Here is a 19,861-nt window from a genome sequence, read left to right as displayed (position 1 = left end):
ATTTCCTTTCTATCGTCTGCGTCAACGATAGAAAAGAACCATTTTTTATCGGGCTTCCTCCACGGGCTTGAACCGGTTCTTGCCGAAGAAGAAATAGAAGAAATACGAGATGACCGAGTAGACGACGGCCGTAATGCAGAAGGCGTAGGCATAGCCGTAATAAGACCCGAACCGTTCGACGAGGCCTGTACTGACAGGTGCCGCGAGAAACCAGCCCAGGTTGAAGACCGCTTCTCCCGAAGAGGAAGCGAGCCCGCGCAGCGAGCGGTCGACATAGCTCATCTTGACGGAATTGTAGAAAGGGTTCGCTGCGTTCATCAGCGCCTGGCGGAACAAGTAGCCGCCCGACGATAAGTAGAAGTTGGCCGAGAATGCCGTTATAAGCAGGAACGGGATCGAGCATAGCTGCAGATACACCACGGACTTGACTTCCCCGAAGCGCCTGGCGATCATCGGACCGATGAGAAAGGCTACGGCGGTTGCGCCTTGTCCGAGGGCGACGACCAGGCCGATCGCCGACTTCGAAGCTTGGAAACGGTCTTCGAAATAGACGTTCAAATAAGGAACTATCATGCCTCCGCCGATAGAGGAGAGCAGGCCCAGCAAGCAGAAAATGGCGATGACTTGCAGAGATGACCGGTGAGCGCGCCAAGACGCCTTGATGCTGATCGATTCGGTACGCGGCTGCGATTCAACCTCGCTCGGCTCGAACAGCGCGACAGGGATAATGCCGAGCGCAGCGATGCAGACACCGGTCATCAAGGTGAAACGCAGGCTTACGATCGGCTCCAAGTTCATTACGTATTGAAAAAAATCGCACAGCACGCCGCCCAAGGCGATGCCGACGACATTCGCAATCATAACCAGCGCCATGTTGAAGCTGAACAGATGAACACGCTGCTGCGGCGTGGAGTTGTTGGCCATGAACGGCAGAATCGTCGCCGATACGACGGCCAGCGCCATACCGCCGAAGAAGGAGGAAACCAGCATGCCGCCTTGCGCTTCAATGAGCGATCTCGCCGTAAGCGCGGCAATGGTCAGTACGAGTCCGGTTGTGATGACGCGCTTCGGCCCGAACCGGTCGTTCATGATGCCGGCCGGAATCAGAATAAGGGCTGCGGCCAGCGAGGTCATGCCGACGATGCTGCCGACCGTCGTCTGCCCGTAGCCGAGACTTTTGACGTATAGATTATAAACGAGTCCAAACATGCCTAATCCTAAATTCCAAACGAAGTTAAACCAAAAAAACAGCATAATATTTCGGCTGTAACCTTGAAACTGTGACTTCCATTCATGAAGCAAATTTGCCATGCAAGTTTCCTGCCTTTGCAAGTGTGTCTAATTTGTAGCCGCCCTTCTCATTTTACCACTGGTAAATAAATTTGAACACGGGAAAGACTTGATATTCCAAGGGATCTGTATAATAATAAGTAGTCTAATCTACGAAACAGGGAGAAGCTATTCAAATGTCTACACCAACGAGTACCATAACGGAAGAACAACAGAAACCGGAAGTCGAACAAATTGAGATCTGGAAATGTAAAGAGGCGGATTGTAAAGCATGGGTTCGCAAAGAATTCGTTACGGAAGCTTTACCGACTTGTCCTCTATGCAAAAATCCGATGATTCGCAGCTACAAGCACGTACCTGTGACGGCGAAAAAAGGGAATAAAAAGTTTCTGGTTGGCAAAAAGCGTTTCTAAATGACTATGACGGAAAATTCAAAGACCAAAGCATCTTCGGCCACGCAAGAAGAGTGATGCTTTCGGTCTTTTTTTTTGTCAAGATTAGCCATAGACAAGCATACGATGGATAGGGGGGGACTGCCGATGAAGTGGCCGGACGTGAACGTAAGCAATGATACGAGAAGAATGCTGGATAAGCTGATCGAGAAGAAGCGCGACTGGGACAAGCTGAAGAAAACGCAGTGGTTCTTCGTTCTCCTGACCGGCGGCATCATTTTTTATTTCATCGTCAACTTCTATCACAAGGTGTTAGTGGTTTCCGGAGGCAATGCAATTGCCATTCTGGATCACCTAACCTCGAACAAAGTATTGTCCGGTTCGCTAGTGGCAGGAATCTCCTTATTCATGTTTACTAGAAATCGCGTGGCGCGTATTGAGAAAGCGAAAGGCAAATACGAGGATCTCAGGAAAGAAGCGGTCGAGCGTCTGGACGCCGATTGGTTAAGGGATGTGAAGTCCGAGGATCGGGATAAGATCTCTAGCTTTATGGACCAAGAATATGATATTAATATTGTGTACAAGAGTTGAAACGCCACTAGCAGATTGCGCGAGCGATGGCGATGGTGATAGCGTGAAATAGATGAGAGAGGCGTTGCAGCGGGATGAGGTATGAATGTCGTTATATCCGGGCGGTTGAGAACATAAGTTGGGGGAATATTCCAAGCGGGAGGCTGGTGGAGGTTGTGACCGGCGGCCGGCCCCGGCTGGAGACTCGCTTCCGAGCCTGCTGGACGACGGATGCACTGCATGTCCGGTTCGAATGCGAGGATGATCATGTCGTGGCAACGATGGTGCGGCGGGACGATCCGATCTATGAAGAAGACGTCGTAGAAGTGTTCCTGGATCCGAAAGGCACGGGGCGGGAGTATTACGAGTTCGAGCTGAGCCCCCGGGGCGTGGAGTTCGATGCGTTGATTCGCAACGATTTGGAAGGGCGGATCGAAGCCGATATTGCTTGGGACGCCCAAGGGCTGCACACCTCGGTAAGCGACGCGGCGGATGGGTGGCGGCATTATGAGCTGCAGATCCCGTTTGCGGATTTGCTTGAAGGCTCCCCTCTCCCTGGTACCGAGTGGGGCTGGAACGTGTACCGGATCGACGACGACGTCGAAGGGAACCGGCATTATTGGGCTTGGTCGCCGACCGGCAAAGTGAATTTCCACATCCCGCAGCGGTTCGGGACGCTGGTGTTCGTGAAGGCATAGAGTAAGGCTGTCTGCGGGTCTGGAGCGACCTGGCGGACAGCCTTTTGCTTAGCAGGAAAGAGTATGATCCTATTGCCGGGTGGCTTAGACGGTCATCAGTACGTCCCGCACATGCTCCCAGGCCCAATCCAGCTCCTCCTTCGTAATCGTCAAAGGGGGAGCGAGCCGAATAATGTGCTCATGCGTCTCCTTGCACAATAAGCCCTTCTCCTTCAACCGCTCGCAGAACGGGCGGGCCGGAACCGTAAGGTCGATGCCGATGAAGAGGCCGCGGCCCCGGATCTCGGCGATGTGGGGCGCCTTTATTTCCTGAAGCCGTTTCAGGAAATACGCCCCAAGCTCATCCGAGCGCTCCGCGAGCCGCTCGTTCTCGAGCACCTCCAGCGCCGCGATGGCGACGGCGCAGCCGAGCGGGTTCCCCCCGAAGGTGGAGCCGTGGGAACCGGGCTCGAACACCGCCAGCACCTCGCGGTCACCGGCCACCGCCGAGATCGGAAACACACCGCCGCCGAGGGCTTTGCCCATAATGTACAGGTCCGGCGTGACGCCTTCCCAGTCCGTAGCGAAGCGGCGGCCCGTGCGGCCGAATCCCGTCTGGATTTCGTCCGCGGCGAACAGCACCCGATTCGCGCTGCACAGCTCATAGCACTCCCGCAGGTAGCCGTCCCGCGGGATCACAATGCCGGCTTCGCCTTGAATCGGCTCGAACAAGAAGCCGGCCGTGTTCGGCCCGATCGCCGCGCGAAGCGCCTCCACATCCCCGTAAGGGATGATGCGGAAGCCCGGCGTGAACGGCCCGAAGCCGCGCTTATATTCCGGCGAGGACGAGAAGGAGGTGACGGTCACCGTCCGGCCGTGGAAATTACCTTCGCAGACGATGATTTCCGCTTGATCGGCGGGGATGCCTTTCACGTCGTAGCCCCATCGGCGGATCGCCTTCACAGCCGTTTCCACCGCTTCCGCGCCGGTGTTCATCGGCAAAATCATCGGTTTATTCGTATAAGCCGCCAGCTTTTCATAAAACGCCCCGAGCGTCTCGCTGTGGAAAGCGCGGGAGGTCAGCGTGACTTTCTCCGCCTGCTCATGCAGCGCCCGTATAATATGCGGATGCCGGTGTCCTTGATTGAGCGCCGAATATGCGCTTAGCATATCCATATAGCGGATGCCGGCGGGATCTTCCACCCATACCCCTTCCGCTTTCGAGATGACGATCGGCAGCGGATGGTAGTTATGAGCGCCGTATTTTTCTGTTTGTGCAATAATCATTGAACTTTGCTTATCCATTAGTATTCCTCCTCGGAGTTCAACCTGGCCAAACGATCAGTGACAACTACATTGTCGCATATAGCGGGCTTGTAATCCATTGTATTCGCAGCCGGCCGGCATTGCGACCTGCATTCCTCGGCGGCATCCTCATAATCGGGCGACGGCATGAGCGAAATGTCCTTTGCGTTTGCGCGCTTGCCTGCATATATAAGTACTGAGCGATAGTCTGTGCTACAAGTTTTCACGAAATGGGCCAAGTTCAATCATGGTAATGGGCAGATTGGGACATAGTATGGGGAGATACGGCTTCACTCATGCTAAGAAGGGATGTTTCATGTTAAATAAATTTATTACAAGGCGTGTCACATATTGCAGGATTGTACCCTTGTGAAAGCGAATTCTTCAATTGAAACATCTACATCGAGCAGTTACTTTATTGACAAAAAGGAACGGTGTGTACGATGACTTATCGCATTGAGAAAGATTTTCTAGGTGAGAAGCAAGTTCCGGTGGACGCTTATTACGGGATTCAAACGATGCGGGCGCTGGAAAATTTCCCGATTACAGGCGTGAAGATCCACGCCGAGCTGATAACCGCATTGGCGGAGGTCAAACGGGCGGCCGCGCTGGCGAATATGGAGACCCATATGCTGCCCAAAAAAATCGGCGAGCAGTTGGTGAAAGCAGCGGAAGAAGTAAGAGAAGGTAAACTGCTGGAGCAGTTCATCGTAGATTCCATTCAGGGCGGTGCAGGAACGTCCATCAATATGAATATGAACGAAGTATTGGCGAACCGGGCGCTCGAGCTGATGGGTGAGCAGAAGGGCAGCTATTTCCACTGCAATCCGAACAATCATGTCAATATGTCGCAATCGACGAACGACGTCATCCCGACGGCGATCAAAATCGCCGCTTATCGCCTATCACAGCAGCTGCTCGAGACGATGAGCTCGCTGCAGGCCGCTTTCGCCCGGAAGGAGAAGGAGTTCGACGATGTGATCAAGATGGGAAGAACGCATCTACAAGATGCCGTTCCGATTCGCCTCGGGCAGGAATTCGGCGCTTATTCGCGCGTCTTGCAGCGGGATATTAACCGGATTCGTCAAGCGTCCCAAGGGTTGTTGACGGTGAACATGGGGGCGACGGCGGTCGGTACAGGACTGAACGCGAAGCCGGAATATGTGGACCGCGTTATGTTCCACCTCAAGGATCAATGCGGCATCCCGATCCAGAATGCCGAGCATCTCGTTGACGGCACCCAGAACATGGATGCCTACACGGAGCTCTCGGCGTCCTTGAAAGTTTGCGCGGTGAACTTGTCCAAAATATGCAACGATATCCGCCTGATGGCGTCCGGTCCGCGCGCAGGGCTTGGCGAACTGAAGCTGCCGCCTCGGCAGCCGGGATCGTCCATCATGCCGGGGAAAGTGAATCCGGTCATGCCGGAGGTGGTTAACCAGGTCGCATTCCAAGTGATCGGGAACGATCATACGATTTGCTTGGCTTGCGAAGCGGGACAGTTCGAGCTGAACGTCATGGGACCCGTTCTTGCGTTCAACCTGCTGCAATCGCTGAAAATATTGCGTAACGCGGCGGATGTCTTCGAGCGCTTCGCGATCGAAGGCTTGGAAGCCGACCGCGAGCGGTGCCGCACCTTCGTGGAGCAGAGCTTCGGCATTGTGACGGCTCTGAACCCGCACCTCGGCTACGAAGTGGCCGCGCAGCTGGTCAAAGAGGCGGTGCGCACGGGAATGACGCTCAAGGAGCTGATTCTCGAGCGCGGACTGTTGACACCTGAGGAGATCGAAGAAATCCTCAACCCGATCCAGATGACGACGCCGGGCATCGCCGGCGAGCGATTGCTCCAGCCTGCCGACTAGCAGGCGGTACAAGGCGAACGCCCCCTGCTCATCGCAAGATGAACAGGGGGCGTTCGTTTATGATAAAGGCTCGAAGAACGTAATCCGGTTCCCGAACGGATCGGTAACGGAGACTTCCTTGGTTTTCCACGGGCTTTGTTCCAGGCCGGGACGCAAATATTTATACTTTTTATCGGTCAGACTCTGATGAAAAGCTTCGATGCCGGTTATTTCTACGCGAATCGCAGATCCCGGACTACAATCTCCATAATGCTCGGATAAGTGGAGGCGCAGATCCCCGAGGCTGACTTGCAGATACAGCGGCATATCGCTCTCGAAGCTGTGCTCCCAATCGAGCGTGAACCCCAAATAATCCACGTAAAACTCCCTAGCCTTGTGCTCATCGAATATCCGAAAAATCGGTGTTATGCTTACCGTTTTCATCCTGTGCACCTCCTCCTTATCTTCGGTTGGCCTGCAGCTTCGATCCTGCAACACCATTGATCAACATATAGAAAGTTACATAGACCACAAGAACGACTAAACCGGCCAATGCGGAGAAGAGGAGATCCTCCTTATTCAAGCTGTCGCGGATAACCTCGAAGATTCTCAAGTTCATCAGGGCGTCCCACGAATTCAATTGATATTGTCTGCCGAGAAGGATGCCGTACCCGCTGAGCAGGGAGACAACGACAACCAATAGCCATGACCATGCGCGGCCAATATGTTCCCGGACGATTGTTTGGATCATGTACATGGAACTGCTTCCGAGCATGAATCCGTTCCAAGCGAACAGGAAGACGATGAAGAAATCGTGCCAATACGGAGCCAAGAACAATTCGTTGTGCACGTATGTATCCTTCAGAATCGTCAAGTGGATGAAATCCGTCAAGATGTATGGCGCGTTGGGCAGAAACAGCAGCCAGGCAAGTCCCAGAAGGAAGATAAGCGTTTTCTCCAAAACCGTTGTTCGGCCTGTATGTACCCAATAAGCGCCCAATGCGAACAGATTCGGCAGCCAGCCCAGAAATAGATTCCAGAGGAGGAATTCATAATACGTCTGGTTTTTGAAAAGCAGGTAAACGGCAATCGTCACGAGCGAAAGCACGACAAGCATAAGCTGCGTGTACCATAGATTCAATGTTCTCATTGGGGCTCCTAATAGCGTGGCATAGGTTATATCCATATTTTAACTTGGAATGTCTTCCGCAACAAGCCGAAAAACCCGCATTCCATAAGGTCTGCGAGTTCGCTCTTCCTGTTGGCTGCCCTTATAAAATTTGCTCGCCCAGCAAGGAGGAAATCAGCCCGACAGCCAGTTGGGACGTTTTGTTGTTGTCGTCGAGCAGCGGATTGACCTCAACGAATTCGGCCGATGTCACGATGCCGGCTTCATGCAGCATTTCCACAGCCAGATGGGCTTCGCGGAAATGGAGTCCGCCCTTGACCGTCGTGCCGGTGCCGGGCGCTTCCAGGGGGTCGAGCGAGTCGACGTCGAAGCTGAGGTGAACGCCGTCGGTTTTGGCGCTGATGTAATCGATCGCATCCTGCATGACGGCCGCCATCCCCCTGCGATCAATATCATACATCGTATAGCATTTGATGCCGAGCGAACGAATCAACTTCTTCTCGCCTTCGTCGAGCGAGCGGCAGCCGATCAGGATGATATGCTCCGGCTTCACTCGCGGATGATCGCCCATGATGGCCGTTAACAGAGGATGCCCCATTCCGATGCTGACCGCCAGCGACATCCCGTGAATGTTGCCCGAGGGACTGGTGTCCGCCGTGTTCAAGTCGGAATGCGCGTCGATCCAGATGACGCCCAGGTTCTTATAGTGAGCGGATAGTCCGGCCAATGTGCCGATGGCGATGCAGTGATCGCCGCCGAGAACAAGCGGGAAGCGCCCCTGCCCGGCAGCCTTGGAAACCTCCGCGGCCAGAAGCTTGTTGACTTCGATGACCTCCGCCAGAAACTTCAAATTTTTCGTATCGGCATCAGGAGGCAGTGGTGTTGCCTTATCGTCCGGCAGCCGGATCTCCGCCACATGCTCAGCGGTAATCTCTATTTGTTGCAATCCTTGCAATAACCCTGCCTGCAGGATCGCCTCGGGTCCTTTGCGAGCCCCACGGAGGCCTGCTCCAAGATCAAATGGCACGCTAATCGCAGCGATTGTCGGTTTGGTACTCATACGATCAACTCCTCTTGTTTGGATGGGGTTGCAATGTCTAACATTCCCAAATTCGCCGGAACCATGCTCGGGCTCGCTGCGAATTTGCCCCAGGTTGAGTCTGAATAGGTTGTTTCTTTACTATATGAAAAAAGAACCTTCTTTTCCACTGCTCGCGAGCGGTTAAAGAAGGTTTCTTTCTCTATCTATCGGGTATCAGGTGTTCAGGTGTTAGGTTAAAACGCCCAGTTGCCCTTGCGGAAAATTGGCTCGATGCGGCCGTCCGCATATTCGCCGTCGATGTCCATCTCGGCAGATCCGATCATGAAGTCAACATGGATCAGGCTGTCGTTGAGCCCGGCTTGCAGCTGCTCCGCTTTGGTCATAGCGGTGCCGCCTTCGATGCAGGTCGGGAACGCTCTGCCCAAAGCCAGGTGGTTCGAAGCATTCTCGTCATAGAGCGTGTTGAAGAAAATCAGGTTCGAATTGGAGATCGGGGAATCGTGCGGCACGAGGGCGATTTCACCCAGGTGGCGGGCGCCTTCATCCATCTCCAGCAGCGCCTTCAAAGACTCGTAGCCGACTTCGGCTTGGTAGTCGACGACGCGTCCATTCTCGAAGGTGAGGGAGAAACGGTCGATCAAGTTCCCTTGATAGCTCAGCGGCTTCGTGCTGCAAACCGTTCCCGACGTTCCAGCGCGATTGGGCGAAATAAACACTTCCTCGGTCGGTATGTTCGGGTTGAATTCGAAGCCGCCTGTCCCGTTGGTGGCGGCACCTCCGCGCCAGATGTGGTTGGCCGGCAATTGAACGGTAAGCTCGGTTCCCGGAGCCCGGTAATGAATCTTGTGAAACTGCTTCGCATTGAGCTGTTCTCTCTTGCTGCGCAGTACAGCGTTATGGTTAAGCCACGTCTCAACAGGGTTGTCTTGATCCGCGCGGGTAGCTTTGAAAATCGCATCCCACAGCGCCTGCACTGCCTCGTTCTCTTCGAGCTGAGGGAACACTTTGCGGGCCCGGGCCGGGGACGGTGCGGCGACGATCGACCAGGTCATGAAATAGGAGGACATGCTTTCTCGCCATTTCACGAGCAGCGGTCCGCCTGCTTTGGAATAGGCGGCGATGCGTGCTGGATCGGCATCCTTGAGCAGCTCGGGATCGTCGGCGTCGATCCACAGATAGGCGCCTCCCTTATCCGCCAGTTCATTCAGCGCTTGCGCCCGCCATGCCGGATATTCATTGAACGAATCGTCCGGGGCGTGCTTATATTTAATTTGTGTGCAGATTTCATCCTGCCATTCGATATGTACATGCTTGGCGCCGGCGTCATAAGCTTTGCGCGAGATGAGGCGCACAAGCTCCGGCTGAAGAATGGGTGCGTTGACCCAGAGCGTCTGTCCTGGCTGAATATTCAGACCGACACGGACAATCAGCTCCGCATATTTCTCAAGATTGGTTGCAAAGGTCATAGAAATCCTCCTCTTTCTTCATCTTGCTAGCAAGTTTATCCTGCCCCATGTCAACTGTCAAATAATTTTTACCGTCTATTTTTTATGAAAGAGCTTGGGGTCGTCCCCTGCCATTTGCGGAATTGATTCATGAAATGATTGTAATTCTGGAAGCCGACATCGTAGCATACCTCCGAGGCGCTGCGCTGCGTATGCTCGAGCAGGAGAGCCGCTTGTTGAACCCGCATCCGGTTCAGGGTGTCGATGATGGAGTAGCCCGTACTGTCTTTGAACAGATGGGCAAGCCGTGATGGCGAGAGTCCGACGTGCTCGGCAAGCTCCTCGATCCGCACGGACTCCCGCATCATTTGTGAGAGCAGATGGAGGACCTCCTCGATGCGGGGATCCATTGTGCGGCTCCATTTCTGCGCCATGATCAGCACAATTTCCCGTAATGAGCAGCAGATCAGTTCAAACCAATAATCGCCGCGCTCCCTGGAATCATTCAATATCCGTATGAATGCCTGATGAATGCGCTCACGGAGCGAATCGCTCTCTACCGTCAGCAGCAGCAGATTCTCCTGCGGCAGGAGATTCGTTTCGGTGAGCACAGGCGGGAAGTGAGCCCAGACGAAATGCCAGACGTGCCCCTTGCGCGTTCCGTAGTGCTGCGGCGTTCCCGGAGCGAGCAGCGTAAGGTCGCCCGCCCGGCAGACGTGTTCGCGGCCGTCTTGCATGAAGTAGCCTTCTCCCTCCAGGGTGAAGCACAAGAGCCAGTCCGCACGCCCCTCCGGGCGGATCGTAACATAGGCGTCGTTTTCCTTGAACTGTCCGGCCAGGAACGTTTTGTCGTCAATACTCATGCGTTAGGCTCCTTTCGTCTCTGGATTGATCCTATCGACAGTATAACAGCAACAGCAGAATTGTAGGAGTAATTAGCAACATTCTTACTTCTATGACATGGTTGTTTCCGGTATGCTGAAAGCAAGAAAGATCAAGTGAAACATGGAGGAGAGACACGATGTCTAAGACACTATTGAAACTGACGGAAGAGCAAAAGCAGCATTTTGAGAAGGAAGGCTATCTGATTGTCAAAGGCTTGTTCTCGCCGGAAGAACTGGCTGATATCGACGCTACGTTCGAAGAAATCAGCCGGCATACGGTGCCTGGGCATTTCGAGCCCGACTGGGAGGCGGACGGCTCAGATCCGTTGAGGCGCTACCCGCGGGTTTTGCATCCGCACCGGTTTAACGAGACGGCGAAGAAATATATGATCCACCCGCCGGTCATGCAGGTGCTAGCCGATTTGTATGAGGAGGAGGCACTGGCTGCGCAGAGCATGTTTTATTTCAAACCGCCCGGTTCGAGGGGGCAGGCGCTGCATCAGGACAACTTCTATCTGCAAGTTGAGCCCGGCAATTGTATCGCCGCGTGGACGGCCATCGATGCCGCCGACGAGGAGAACGGGGGACTGCTCGTCGTTCCCAAAACGAATACGCTGGCGTTATCCTGCCCGGACCTCGCCGACAGCAAGGAATCGTTCACGACGCATTACGTGAAGCCGCCCAAAGACGAGAAGGCGATGCCTGTCGTTATGGAGAGAGGCGACGTGCTCTTCTTTAACGGGAACCTGATTCACGGTTCCTACCGCAATAAGACGAAGGACCGGTTCCGCAGGGCGTTCATCTGCCATTATGCGAACGAGTCGGCGACCCACATCAGCAACTATTACAGGCCGCTCTACCGTCAGAACGGGGAGCCTGTCGATCTCGATGTCAATCCGAGCGGCGGCCCGTGCGGTGACGAGTTCGAGGTCGTTTATCCGCATTAAAAAGTTTCAAGGACTGGTTCTCTGCCGGATGGCGGGAAGCAGTCCTTTTTTCTTTTGGAGCGGGCACGGGGGGAGGGCGCGGCTTGCAGAGTTGGATGATCTGCTAGGAGCTCGCGTGTAACCCCAGGTCAAAGGAGTGCGGTAACAGTCAGGATCCAGGCGGCGATCCTGGCCCAAGGAGTGCGTAACAGAAATTTCTCCTGTTAATTTCGCGGAATGGAGCCGGTGCGGGCAGGATAACAGGATAATCTCCTGTAATTCAGAGTAAAAGCGCCGCAAGAGGGTGTTCTTCGCTTTTTTAACGGGAGTAATTCCTGTTATCGGTCTCACATGGTATCCCGCTCACACGCCGATTGGGCAGTGGAATACCGGGAGTAATTCCATTCGTCCAATTCACGCGTGACCCAGCTCAAACGCTGTAATTTGAGATGCTTTTTATAGTTCGCACGATAAAGGTATGGAAAAATTGCAATTGTTCACAATAGGGGAGGGGTGATTGAATTCATGATGCAAGGATGGATAGCCATCTGCATGCTTCTGTTGCAGCAAACTTTTGCACCGGACCAAGCGATGAAAGGCGAGAAAACCGAGCTTCAAGCGAATATTCAGCGTGAGGCCTATATGCTCGATTATGTGAATTTGCCGATAATCGATACCGAGCAACTGAACCGTCTCATGACCGAAATAGAGAAGAAATCGTACCGGAAACCCGTCAACGCCACAATTAACGATTCAGGCAGTATAGTGAAGGAGGTCCCGGGCGCAAGATTGAACCGGAAGGCGTTCGTGGAGCGGTTCTATGAGCATTTCTACCGGAGCGGACCGATGACCTTCGAAGTGCCGGTTACACCGGTGTATCCCAAGGTTGACAGCGAGTTGATGGCGAGCATTCGTGCACATCCGATCGGCTATTATGTCACGTATTTTAATTCGAACAACAAGCACCGTTATACCAATATTAAGCTGGCGACACAAGCCATCAATAATCATGTCGTTCTTCCGGGCGAAACGTTCTCTTTCAACGGCGTCGTTGGCGTTCGTACGCGCAGCAGGGGCTATATGCCCGCCAAGGTGATTGTCAGGGGAGAATTCTCCGAAGGCATCGGGGGAGGCATTTGCCAAATATCCTCTACGTTGTTTAATGCAGCGGACCGGGCGGGACTTACGATCCTGGAAAGATACTCGCACAGCCGCTCCGTGCCGTATGTGCCTGCGGGCAGGGATGCTACGGTCAACTGGGGCGGGCCGGATTTCAGCTTCAAGAACGACTACAACCAGCCGATCCTTATTAGAGCACAAGCGCTGCCAGGGCGCATATACGTCACCATCTACTCGTCTGAAAACATCCAGCATAAGCCGCGGCACGTACCTGGCGCATCCAAGCTGCTGCCGGAAGAAATATCTGCAGGCACGGATGTCGGCAAATCCGTTCCGTAACGTAGAGCCTCGGGTCCATGTATGTGGATTCGGGGCTTTTAGTATTCGGGAAGGAGGTCAATATATGCATATTTCATAAAATTATAGCAAAAAATCACAAGACTTCAGTGACGGCTTGGCTTACAATAGAAGGCAGAATCTTCAGGTTGAGAAGGGTGGAAACCAGCTTTATGAAACCGTTTTTAGATGAAAACTTTTTGCTTACGAACGAGACTGCCGTTCATTTGTTTCACGAATATGCCAAAGATCTGCCGATTATTGACTATCACTGCCATTTGAGTCCTAAAGAAATTTATGAAAATAAACAATTCAACAACATTACGGAAGCTTGGCTGTATGGCGATCACTATAAATGGAGAATGATGCGCGCCAACGGTGTTGACGAGAGCAAAGTAACCGGCGAAGCCAGCGACTACGACCGTTTCGCAGCATGGGCGAGCACGGTGCCGATGGCTATCGGCAACCCGCTGTACCACTGGTCTCATATGGAGTTGCGCACCTTTTTCGGCGTGGACGACCTGATCAATGAGAAAAACGCGCCTGCAATCTGGGAGAAAGTGAACGCGAAGCTGGCAGAGGGCGGATCCCGCGCCAGAGACTTGATTACGAATTCCAAAGTAACGGTCATCTGCACGACGGACGATCCGGTGGATTCCTTGGAATACCACATCAAAATCAAAGAAATCAAAGATTTTAACACACAAGTGCTGCCATCCTACCGTCCGGACAAAGCGCTTGAAATTAACCGCGCGACATTCCTGCCGTGGATCGCTCAATTGGAACAAGCGGCCGGAATTAAGGTTTCCACTTACGACGACCTGCTTGCAGGGCTTGAGAGCAGAGCGGAATTCTTCAATTCCGTAGGTTGTAAAGTGTCCGACCATGCTTTGGATTATGTGCCGTTCGCACCGGCGACCAAAGAAGAAGTCGATCAAATTTTCAAATCTGCATTAGCCGGTAATTCGGTTAGCCTGGAAGACGAGAAAAAATATAAAGCGTTCACGCTCTTGTTCTTGGGCGGCGTGTACAAAAAGCTCGATTGGGCGATGCAGTACCATATCAACGCGTCCCGTAACAACAACGGACAAGCTTTCGCGAAGCTCGGTCCGGACACAGGCTTTGATTCCATCAACGATAGTCTCGTAGCTAGCGCCTTGACAGGTCTGCTGTCTTCCCTGGCTGTTGCCGATTCCCTGCCAAGAACGATCCTGTATTCATTGAATGCACGCGACAACGAAATTCTCGCTTCCTTGATGGGCAGCTTCCAAGGCGAAGGCATCCCGGGCAAAATTCAGCTGGGCTCCGCATGGTGGTTCAACGATACGAAAGACGGCATGATCGCCCAAATGAAATCGCTCGGCAATTTCGGTTTGCTCGGCCGTTTCGTCGGCATGCTGACAGACTCCAGAAGCTTCTTGTCCTATACGCGCCACGAGTATTTCCGCAGAATTCTCTGCAACCTGTTCGGCGAATGGGTGGAAGCCGGCGAGTTCCCGAACGACCAAGAGCTGTTGAAGCAATTGGTTCAAGGTATTTCCTACAATAATGCGAAACAATATTTCGGATTTTAAATCATAAAGAGGCTGCCCATCGGGCAGCCTTTTCATTTCTGCGGGGTTATCGGTCTATACGGGGTCCATCCCCATCAACCCCCAACCCCCGTCTCCCACAAGGCCGTCCCACGGCCTATCCAGCTTAAGCTACTGACTCCGGCGCATCAGCTTCCGGCACTCCAGCGGTGTCTGCGACGTCACCTGCTTGAACACGCGGCCGAAATGGGCCACGCTGTCGAAGCCGGATTGCTCGGCGATGTGAATCACCTTCAGCTTCGTTTCGCGCAGCAGCCGCTGCGCTTCCCGGATCCGCACATTGTTCAAATACTCGACGAATGAGAAGCCGGTCGTTTCTTTGAAGGAACGGCAAAAATAACTCGGACTGATATAAAACGTCTCCGAGATTGAAGCCAGCGTCAACCGGCTCCGGTAATGCTCGTTGATGTAAGCGACGATCTCGAAGATTTTGGGATTGTGCGCCTGCGGATGCTCCTGCGCGGAGCTCAGCTTATCGGTTAGCCGCGTGCAAAATATCAGCAGCTGGGTGAACAGCGCTCTGCTGTTCAGCTGCCAGCCGCTCAGCGCCTGCTGCTGCTCTCGAAGCAGCTGAAACAGCAGGTTCTCCACCACCGTGCGGTTCGCGCCGGATAAAGAGAAAACCTGATGCTTCTGCTGGAACGGCACAAGCAGATGCGCGGCGGCATCCTCGCCGATGGAGCGGATCCACTTGTCGTCGAAGCTCAGCAAAATGCGTTCGTGCGGCTCGGTGCCGACATTTCGCGTTTTGTGGAGGGCATTTTTATCGATAAGGACGAGATCGCCTTCTTGAATCAGATAGGACCGGTCCTGGATGAAATAGTATCGCTTCCCGCTGAGCAAATAATAAATTTCATAATGATCGTGGAAATGATTCACCTGCATGGAGTAGGGAACATCTCTGCGCAGTCGTTCTATATCAAATTGAACCACAGGACACCTCTTCACCAGAAACTGTACTTTTATTATAGCAAAATATGCAAGGATTGAAAGACGATAGATAAGATTTGATTAGAAACGCAACAAATATTGTATTAATCTTGAGGTAACAAAATTTTATTTCTGAGAGGGGTTCAACTATCATGTCAAAAAAACGTTATGCTCTCGTCGGTACCGGAGGTAGGGCCGAATTCTTCTATGGCTCGATCGTTAGAGATTTCCAGGAAACTTCAGAGCTGGTAGCCATTTGTGATATCAATCAAACGAGAATGAACTTTACGAATCGTCTGCTGCAAACGAAATACGAATACAAAGCGGTTCCTACGTATAAAGCCGATCAATTCGAAGAAATGATCCGCACCGAGAAACCGGACTATGTCATTGTGACAACGGTTGACCGCACGCATCACACCTATATCATCAAGGCGATGGAACTCGGCTGCGATGTGATCTCGGAGAAGCCGATGACGGTTGACGAAGAGAAATGCCAAGAAATTATCGACGCTATCGAGCGGACAGGTCGTCAGCTTCGCGTAACGTTCAACTACCGTTATGCGCCGCACAATACCAAAATCCGTGAGCTGATCATGGACGGTACGATCGGCGACGTGCATTCCGTGCACTTCGAGTGGCTGCTTAACACTCAGCATGGCGCTGACTATTTCCGCAGATGGCACCGGGATAAACGCAATGGCGGCGGTTTGCTCGTACACAAGTCGACGCACCATTTTGACCTCGTGAATTTCTGGCTGGGCACGCGCCCCGATACGGTCTATGCGATGGGCGGTTTGATGTTCTACGGCAGAGAAAATGCCGAGAAACGCGGCGAAACGAAGTTCTATCAGCGCGCAACGGGCAACGAGAACGCGAAAGGCGATCCATTTGCCTTGCACCTGGATAAGAACGAGCATCTGAAAGGCTTATATTTGGACGCGGAGCATGAAGACGGTTATCAGCGCGATCAAAGCGTTTTCGGCGACGGTATTAATATCGAAGATACGATGGGTGTCATGGTTCGTTACAAAAATAAAGCGATTCTGACTTATTCTTTGAATGCCTATATGCCGTGGGAAGGCTTTAATGTGCATATTAACGGCAGCAAGGGCCGTATCGAGATGAAAGTCGTGGAACAATCCTATGTTAACTCCGGCGGTAAAAAAGAAGATGAAGGCGCTTTGAAGCAGAAATCGATCAAAGTATTCCCGATGTTCGCGGCTCCGTACGATGTTGAAATTGAAGAACGGGCTGGCGGCCATGGCGGCGGAGACCCGATTCTGTTGAACGACATTTTCGGTACGCCATCCGATGACCGCTTCCAAAGAGCGGCATCCCATGTCGACGGTGCGATGTCCATTCTTACGGGGATTGCCGGCAATATCTCCATTCGTACGGGACAACCGGTTAACGTTGAGAAGCTCGTTAAATTCTAATTCGCGAGAAGGAGAAGCCTATGTGGAATCCAGATGATCTGATGGAACAGTTGTACCGCTCCTATGACCGTCAGCGGGCACAGCTGAGGGAGCAGGAGAATGCGCAACAAACGCGGGACAGGCTGAAACAAGGCTTAGCCGACTCCTTGCAGATGGGCAAGCTGCCTCAGGAAGAGCTTCGTCCCGTTCTCCTGGAACGACTGGAGTTCGAAGATCATATCCGGGAACGGGTCGAGTTCGGCACCGTTCTCGGGTTCCGCGTTCCCGCTTACGTCCTTATTCCGAAAGGGAATAAGGAACGGTACACGGCGGCGTTGGCGCTGCATGGTCACGGGTACGGGAGCAGACAAATTTCCGGTATGCTTCCTGACGGTTCCCAGCAAACGGGAGAGCCGGATTCCCACGGCAACTATGCGTTGGAATTGGCGAGACAGGGCTTTCTCGTCGTGGTGCCGGAACTCTTCGGCTTCGGCGACCGCAGGCTGGCCGAGGATCAGCAGGATGGGAAAGTTAACAATTCCTCCTGCCAAGCGCTCACTTCCCATCTGATGCTGTACGGCATATCGATCGCAGGGCTGCGCGTTCAAGAGGCGCTGAGGGCCGTCGATTATGTGTTGTCGCGCGAAGATGTCGAAGGCGACGGAGTAGGATGCTTCGGCTTCTCCGGCGGTGCACTGGTCGCTTCGTATGCGGCCGCAATGGATGAACGGATTAAAGCGACGGTACTTTGCGCTTTTCCCAATACGTTCAAAGGCAGTATTATGCATGTCCGCCACTGCATCGACAATTACTTGCCAGGGGCGCTTGCGTATGGGGAGCTGCCTGAATTGATGGGGTTGATCGCGCCGCGTGCGTTATTTATTGCTTCGGGCAAACAGGATCGCATTTTCCCGGTTGCTACGGTCGAAACCGCGATCGGCTATTTGCAAGAGCTGTACGCAGAAGCGGGCGCAGCGGAGAAATTAGGCTCTCATCTCTATGAGGGCGGACATCAAGTGAATGGGAGCCAGGCTTACCCTTGGCTTGCCCGCATGATGGCTATAGAGTCGTCCGGTATATAACCGGCGGCTCTTTGTGCTTTCTATCGCGATAAATCTATGCTAACCTGTCAGTAGTGCGTATTAGGCGGTGAACTTCCATTGAAACGTGTTTTAATCACAGGGTACAAAGCTTCGGAGCTTGGCATTTTCTCACTGAAACATCAGGGGATCCCGATTATCAAAAAAGCGATCCAAAAGCGGCTCATTCCGCTTGTCGAAGAAGGTCTCGAATGGGTCGTCGTCAGCGGCGGATGGGGCGTTGAATTGTGGGCGGCCGAGGCGGTACTCGAGCTACAGGCCAAAGCTTGTCCCGAATTGAAGCTGGCGGTCATCACGCCATTTCTGGAACAGGAAGAGAACTGGAGCGACGAGAAGAAGGGCTGCTATACAAGTGTTCTCAACAGGGCGAACTATGTCAATAGCATTACGAAGACCAAATATGAAGGGCCTTGGCAGTTCAAGGAGCGGGACAAGTTCCTGCTGCGCAATTCGGACGGCATCATTCTGGTCTATGACGAAGATACGGAAGGCTCCCCGAAGTATATGAAGATGCAGGCGGTGCAGCTGGCCGCCAATCACGACTATCCGATCATCACGATCAACGCCAACGATTTGCAAAATGCCGCCGAAGAGGACCACGAGGATGCCTATGGCGATTCATGGACGGATATGGTGGACGAACCTGCCAATTATAATGATGATCATGAGATCTAGATAGATCCGTACCGCTTAGAGAAGACATTGGAAAAACCACTGGTTAGTCCGATGAAAAATGTGCACCCCTTAGAATAGACATTGGAAAAACCTATGGTTAATCCGATGTATTCTTAGGGGTGTTTTCTGTGGGGATTAAAAGAAGCTGCCAAGATTACGACTGGGTTAATAAGGAAGATGGCGCAGCTCGCAGATGTCTACAAGCAGATCTTCATTGAATGGAAGCATGAGGATACACGGGTATAATCCTCATGACGGGGATGACAGGCCGGGAGCCAGCATCCCCATGAATGCGTTAAGCGAGGAGCTGACGAAAGCATCTTTGCGCGTGATGAATTCCGTTTTGATATAACGGTACGGCTCGGGGATGTCGAAGGTGCGGATCAAGCCTTCCTCCTCGTGCTTTTGCGTGACGGCTCTGGGCATCAGAGAGATACCCAGCCCGGCCGAAACCCCGCCAACGATCGCTTCGAGCATGCCGAACTCCATCATGACGGGCTGCGGGATGCCGACGGATTGCAGCCATTGCTCCAATACGTCGCGATATGAACAGCCTGGATTGAAGACCAGGATGGGTTTCGTTAAGGCTTCCGTCAGACTTGCTACGGCAGGCCCAGCAGCGACGACCAGTTCCTCCTCGAAAACGGTGACCGCCTGCAGCTCGGGATGGTTGCAGGTGCAGCCGATGAAGGCGCCGTCCAGCTCATAATGCAGCACTTTATCCATGAGATATTGCGTATGTCCGGTCGTGAGAGACAGCTGCACATTCGAATGTCTGCTGTAATATGAAGCAAGCAGCTTAGGAAGCCGGACCGCCGCTGCGGTCTGCGTGGAGCCGATGAGAAGCGGGCCGCTCGGTTCGCCGGTCGAAGACAGCGCAAGTACGGCTTCATCCAGCAGCCCGATGATTTTGTCCGCGTAAGCTAATAGCGATTTGCCGCTGGATGTCAAAGTCATGCCCCGGTTGTGCCGGAAGAAGAGGACCGTCTGCAGCTCCGATTCCAGCTGCTGAATCCGTGCGGTAATGTTGGATTGCACATAACCGAGCCGCTGCGCCGCCTTGGTGACGGAGCCTTCGCGGGCAACCATTTGAAATATTCGCAGATCCGGGCTTTCCATTCGGAGACCTCCTTGTCCGTGATTTGGTATCATAAAATATGATTACAGGTATCTATAGCAATCATTATACA

Annotated in this window: 19 protein-coding genes; 10 read left to right on the top strand and 9 right to left on the bottom strand. The window is 53.1% G+C overall.

Features of this window, described 5'->3' with window-relative positions; translation table 11 throughout:
• Positions 1 to 45: 45 nt before the first annotated feature.
• Positions 46 to 1,311 carry an MFS transporter gene (locus tag PUT07_RS02370; protein ID WP_274466147.1) on the bottom strand — a complete coding sequence of 422 codons (1,266 nt, stop codon included), beginning with the start codon at positions 1,309 to 1,311 and terminating at the stop codon, positions 46 to 48.
• 155 nt (positions 1,312 to 1,466) lie between these two features.
• Here PUT07_RS02370 and PUT07_RS02365 point away from each other — a divergent pair, with 155 nt between their 5' ends.
• From PUT07_RS02365 to PUT07_RS02355, 3 genes are all read left to right on the top strand, one after another.
• Positions 1,467 to 1,703 carry a cold-inducible protein YdjO-related protein gene (locus PUT07_RS02365; RefSeq protein WP_274466146.1) on the top strand — a complete coding sequence of 79 codons (237 nt, stop codon included), beginning with the start codon at positions 1,467 to 1,469 and terminating at the stop codon, positions 1,701 to 1,703.
• 126 nt (positions 1,704 to 1,829) lie between these two features.
• Positions 1,830 to 2,273 carry a DUF2663 family protein gene (locus tag PUT07_RS02360; RefSeq protein ID WP_274466145.1) on the top strand — a complete coding sequence of 148 codons (444 nt, stop codon included), beginning with the start codon at positions 1,830 to 1,832 and terminating at the stop codon, positions 2,271 to 2,273.
• Between the two features lie 74 nt (positions 2,274 to 2,347).
• On the top strand, positions 2,348 to 2,950 hold the full coding sequence (locus PUT07_RS02355) for a carbohydrate-binding family 9-like protein (RefSeq protein ID WP_274466144.1): 603 nt from the start codon (positions 2,348 to 2,350) through the stop codon (positions 2,948 to 2,950).
• 84 nt (positions 2,951 to 3,034) lie between these two features.
• On the opposite strand, the gene PUT07_RS02350 is transcribed toward PUT07_RS02355, so the two are convergent.
• On the bottom strand, positions 3,035 to 4,234 hold the full coding sequence (locus PUT07_RS02350) for an ornithine--oxo-acid transaminase (protein ID WP_274466143.1): 1,200 nt from the start codon (positions 4,232 to 4,234) through the stop codon (positions 3,035 to 3,037).
• A gap of 443 nt (positions 4,235 to 4,677) precedes the next feature.
• Here PUT07_RS02350 and aspA point away from each other — a divergent pair, with 443 nt between their 5' ends.
• Positions 4,678 to 6,096 carry an aspartate ammonia-lyase gene (gene aspA / locus PUT07_RS02345; protein WP_379239489.1) on the top strand — a complete coding sequence of 473 codons (1,419 nt, stop codon included), beginning with the start codon at positions 4,678 to 4,680 and terminating at the stop codon, positions 6,094 to 6,096.
• Between the two features lie 57 nt (positions 6,097 to 6,153).
• On the opposite strand, the gene PUT07_RS02340 is transcribed toward aspA, so the two are convergent.
• The 5 genes from PUT07_RS02340 to PUT07_RS02320 form a co-directional block, all read right to left on the bottom strand.
• Entirely contained in the window at positions 6,154 to 6,519 is a 366-nt protein-coding gene (locus PUT07_RS02340; RefSeq protein WP_274466141.1) for a glyoxalase superfamily protein, read from the bottom strand.
• A gap of 16 nt (positions 6,520 to 6,535) precedes the next feature.
• Positions 6,536 to 7,225, bottom strand: a complete 690-nt coding sequence (locus PUT07_RS02335) for a DUF1361 domain-containing protein (RefSeq protein WP_274466140.1) — start codon at positions 7,223 to 7,225, stop codon at positions 6,536 to 6,538.
• A 121-nt stretch (positions 7,226 to 7,346) separates the two neighbouring features.
• Positions 7,347 to 8,264 carry an arginase gene (rocF, locus tag PUT07_RS02330; protein ID WP_274466138.1) on the bottom strand — a complete coding sequence of 306 codons (918 nt, stop codon included), beginning with the start codon at positions 8,262 to 8,264 and terminating at the stop codon, positions 7,347 to 7,349.
• Positions 8,265 to 8,479: 215 nt separating this feature from the next.
• A complete protein-coding gene (locus tag PUT07_RS02325; protein WP_274466137.1) occupies positions 8,480 to 9,712 on the bottom strand; it encodes an aminopeptidase in 1,233 nt (410 codons plus the stop codon).
• Between the two features lie 68 nt (positions 9,713 to 9,780).
• A complete protein-coding gene (locus tag PUT07_RS02320; RefSeq protein WP_274466136.1) occupies positions 9,781 to 10,554 on the bottom strand; it encodes a helix-turn-helix domain-containing protein in 774 nt (257 codons plus the stop codon).
• Positions 10,555 to 10,712: 158 nt separating this feature from the next.
• Between PUT07_RS02320 and PUT07_RS02315 the strand changes: the two genes are divergently transcribed.
• From PUT07_RS02315 to uxaC, 3 genes are all read left to right on the top strand, one after another.
• Positions 10,713 to 11,522 carry a phytanoyl-CoA dioxygenase family protein gene (locus PUT07_RS02315; RefSeq protein WP_274466135.1) on the top strand — a complete coding sequence of 270 codons (810 nt, stop codon included), beginning with the start codon at positions 10,713 to 10,715 and terminating at the stop codon, positions 11,520 to 11,522.
• Between the two features lie 504 nt (positions 11,523 to 12,026).
• Positions 12,027 to 12,959, top strand: coding sequence for a VanW family protein (locus PUT07_RS02310; RefSeq protein ID WP_274466134.1), 933 nt, complete (start codon positions 12,027 to 12,029; stop codon positions 12,957 to 12,959).
• A 170-nt stretch (positions 12,960 to 13,129) separates the two neighbouring features.
• Positions 13,130 to 14,530 (top strand): glucuronate isomerase, encoded by a 1,401-nt coding sequence (gene uxaC / locus PUT07_RS02305; protein ID WP_274466133.1) that lies wholly within the window; start codon positions 13,130 to 13,132, stop codon positions 14,528 to 14,530.
• A gap of 129 nt (positions 14,531 to 14,659) precedes the next feature.
• On the opposite strand, the gene PUT07_RS02300 is transcribed toward uxaC, so the two are convergent.
• On the bottom strand, positions 14,660 to 15,481 hold the full coding sequence (locus PUT07_RS02300) for a helix-turn-helix transcriptional regulator (protein WP_274466131.1): 822 nt from the start codon (positions 15,479 to 15,481) through the stop codon (positions 14,660 to 14,662).
• 149 nt (positions 15,482 to 15,630) lie between these two features.
• Here PUT07_RS02300 and PUT07_RS02295 point away from each other — a divergent pair, with 149 nt between their 5' ends.
• The 3 genes from PUT07_RS02295 (at position 15,631) to PUT07_RS02285 (ending at position 18,671) form a co-directional block, all read left to right on the top strand.
• Positions 15,631 to 16,917 (top strand): Gfo/Idh/MocA family protein, encoded by a 1,287-nt coding sequence (locus PUT07_RS02295; protein ID WP_274466130.1) that lies wholly within the window; start codon positions 15,631 to 15,633, stop codon positions 16,915 to 16,917.
• Between the two features lie 20 nt (positions 16,918 to 16,937).
• The gene (locus PUT07_RS02290; RefSeq protein WP_274466129.1) at positions 16,938 to 17,978 is read left to right on the top strand and encodes a dienelactone hydrolase family protein; all 1,041 of its coding nucleotides are present in this window, start codon (positions 16,938 to 16,940) and stop codon (positions 17,976 to 17,978) included.
• 78 nt (positions 17,979 to 18,056) lie between these two features.
• A complete protein-coding gene (locus PUT07_RS02285; protein ID WP_274466128.1) occupies positions 18,057 to 18,671 on the top strand; it encodes a DUF1273 domain-containing protein in 615 nt (204 codons plus the stop codon).
• A 249-nt stretch (positions 18,672 to 18,920) separates the two neighbouring features.
• Here PUT07_RS02285 and PUT07_RS02280 read toward each other — a convergent pair whose 3' ends face one another.
• Positions 18,921 to 19,790, bottom strand: a complete 870-nt coding sequence (locus PUT07_RS02280; RefSeq protein WP_274466127.1) for a LysR family transcriptional regulator — start codon at positions 19,788 to 19,790, stop codon at positions 18,921 to 18,923.
• Positions 19,791 to 19,861: the final 71 nt, after the last annotated feature.

This window comes from Paenibacillus sp. MAHUQ-63 (assembly GCF_028765165.1).
In the GTDB taxonomy this organism is placed as follows: domain Bacteria; phylum Bacillota; class Bacilli; order Paenibacillales; family NBRC-103111; genus Paenibacillus_E.
This window is presented reverse-complemented; position numbering and strand designations above follow the sequence as displayed.

Bases quoted from the DNA above. Each gene is read 5' to 3' on its own strand.
- PUT07_RS02335 (WP_274466140.1), bottom strand. From the start codon at position 7,225: ATGAGAACATTGAATCTATGGTACACGCAGCTTATGCTTGTCGTGCTT.
- PUT07_RS02365 (WP_274466146.1), top strand. From the start codon at position 1,467: ATGTCTACACCAACGAGTACCATAACGGAAGAACAACAGAAACCGGAA.
- aspA (WP_379239489.1), top strand. From the start codon at position 4,678: ATGACTTATCGCATTGAGAAAGATTTTCTAGGTGAGAAGCAAGTTCCG.
- PUT07_RS02360 (WP_274466145.1), top strand. From the start codon at position 1,830: ATGAAGTGGCCGGACGTGAACGTAAGCAATGATACGAGAAGAATGCTG.
- PUT07_RS02310 (WP_274466134.1), top strand. From the start codon at position 12,027: ATGATGCAAGGATGGATAGCCATCTGCATGCTTCTGTTGCAGCAAACT.
- PUT07_RS02315 (WP_274466135.1), top strand. From the start codon at position 10,713: ATGTCTAAGACACTATTGAAACTGACGGAAGAGCAAAAGCAGCATTTT.
- PUT07_RS02340 (WP_274466141.1), bottom strand. From the start codon at position 6,519: ATGAAAACGGTAAGCATAACACCGATTTTTCGGATATTCGATGAGCAC.
- PUT07_RS02370 (WP_274466147.1), bottom strand. From the start codon at position 1,311: ATGGCAAATTTGCTTCATGAATGGAAGTCACAGTTTCAAGGTTACAGC.
- PUT07_RS02320 (WP_274466136.1), bottom strand. From the start codon at position 10,554: ATGAGTATTGACGACAAAACGTTCCTGGCCGGACAGTTCAAGGAAAAC.
- PUT07_RS02325 (WP_274466137.1), bottom strand. From the start codon at position 9,712: ATGACCTTTGCAACCAATCTTGAGAAATATGCGGAGCTGATTGTCCGT.
- PUT07_RS02290 (WP_274466129.1), top strand. From the start codon at position 16,938: ATGTGGAATCCAGATGATCTGATGGAACAGTTGTACCGCTCCTATGAC.
- uxaC (WP_274466133.1), top strand. From the start codon at position 13,130: ATGAAACCGTTTTTAGATGAAAACTTTTTGCTTACGAACGAGACTGCC.
- PUT07_RS02280 (WP_274466127.1), bottom strand. From the start codon at position 19,790: ATGGAAAGCCCGGATCTGCGAATATTTCAAATGGTTGCCCGCGAAGGC.
- PUT07_RS02350 (WP_274466143.1), bottom strand. From the start codon at position 4,234: ATGGATAAGCAAAGTTCAATGATTATTGCACAAACAGAAAAATACGGC.
- PUT07_RS02295 (WP_274466130.1), top strand. From the start codon at position 15,631: ATGTCAAAAAAACGTTATGCTCTCGTCGGTACCGGAGGTAGGGCCGAA.
- rocF (WP_274466138.1), bottom strand. From the start codon at position 8,264: ATGAGTACCAAACCGACAATCGCTGCGATTAGCGTGCCATTTGATCTT.
- PUT07_RS02355 (WP_274466144.1), top strand. From the start codon at position 2,348: ATGAGGTATGAATGTCGTTATATCCGGGCGGTTGAGAACATAAGTTGG.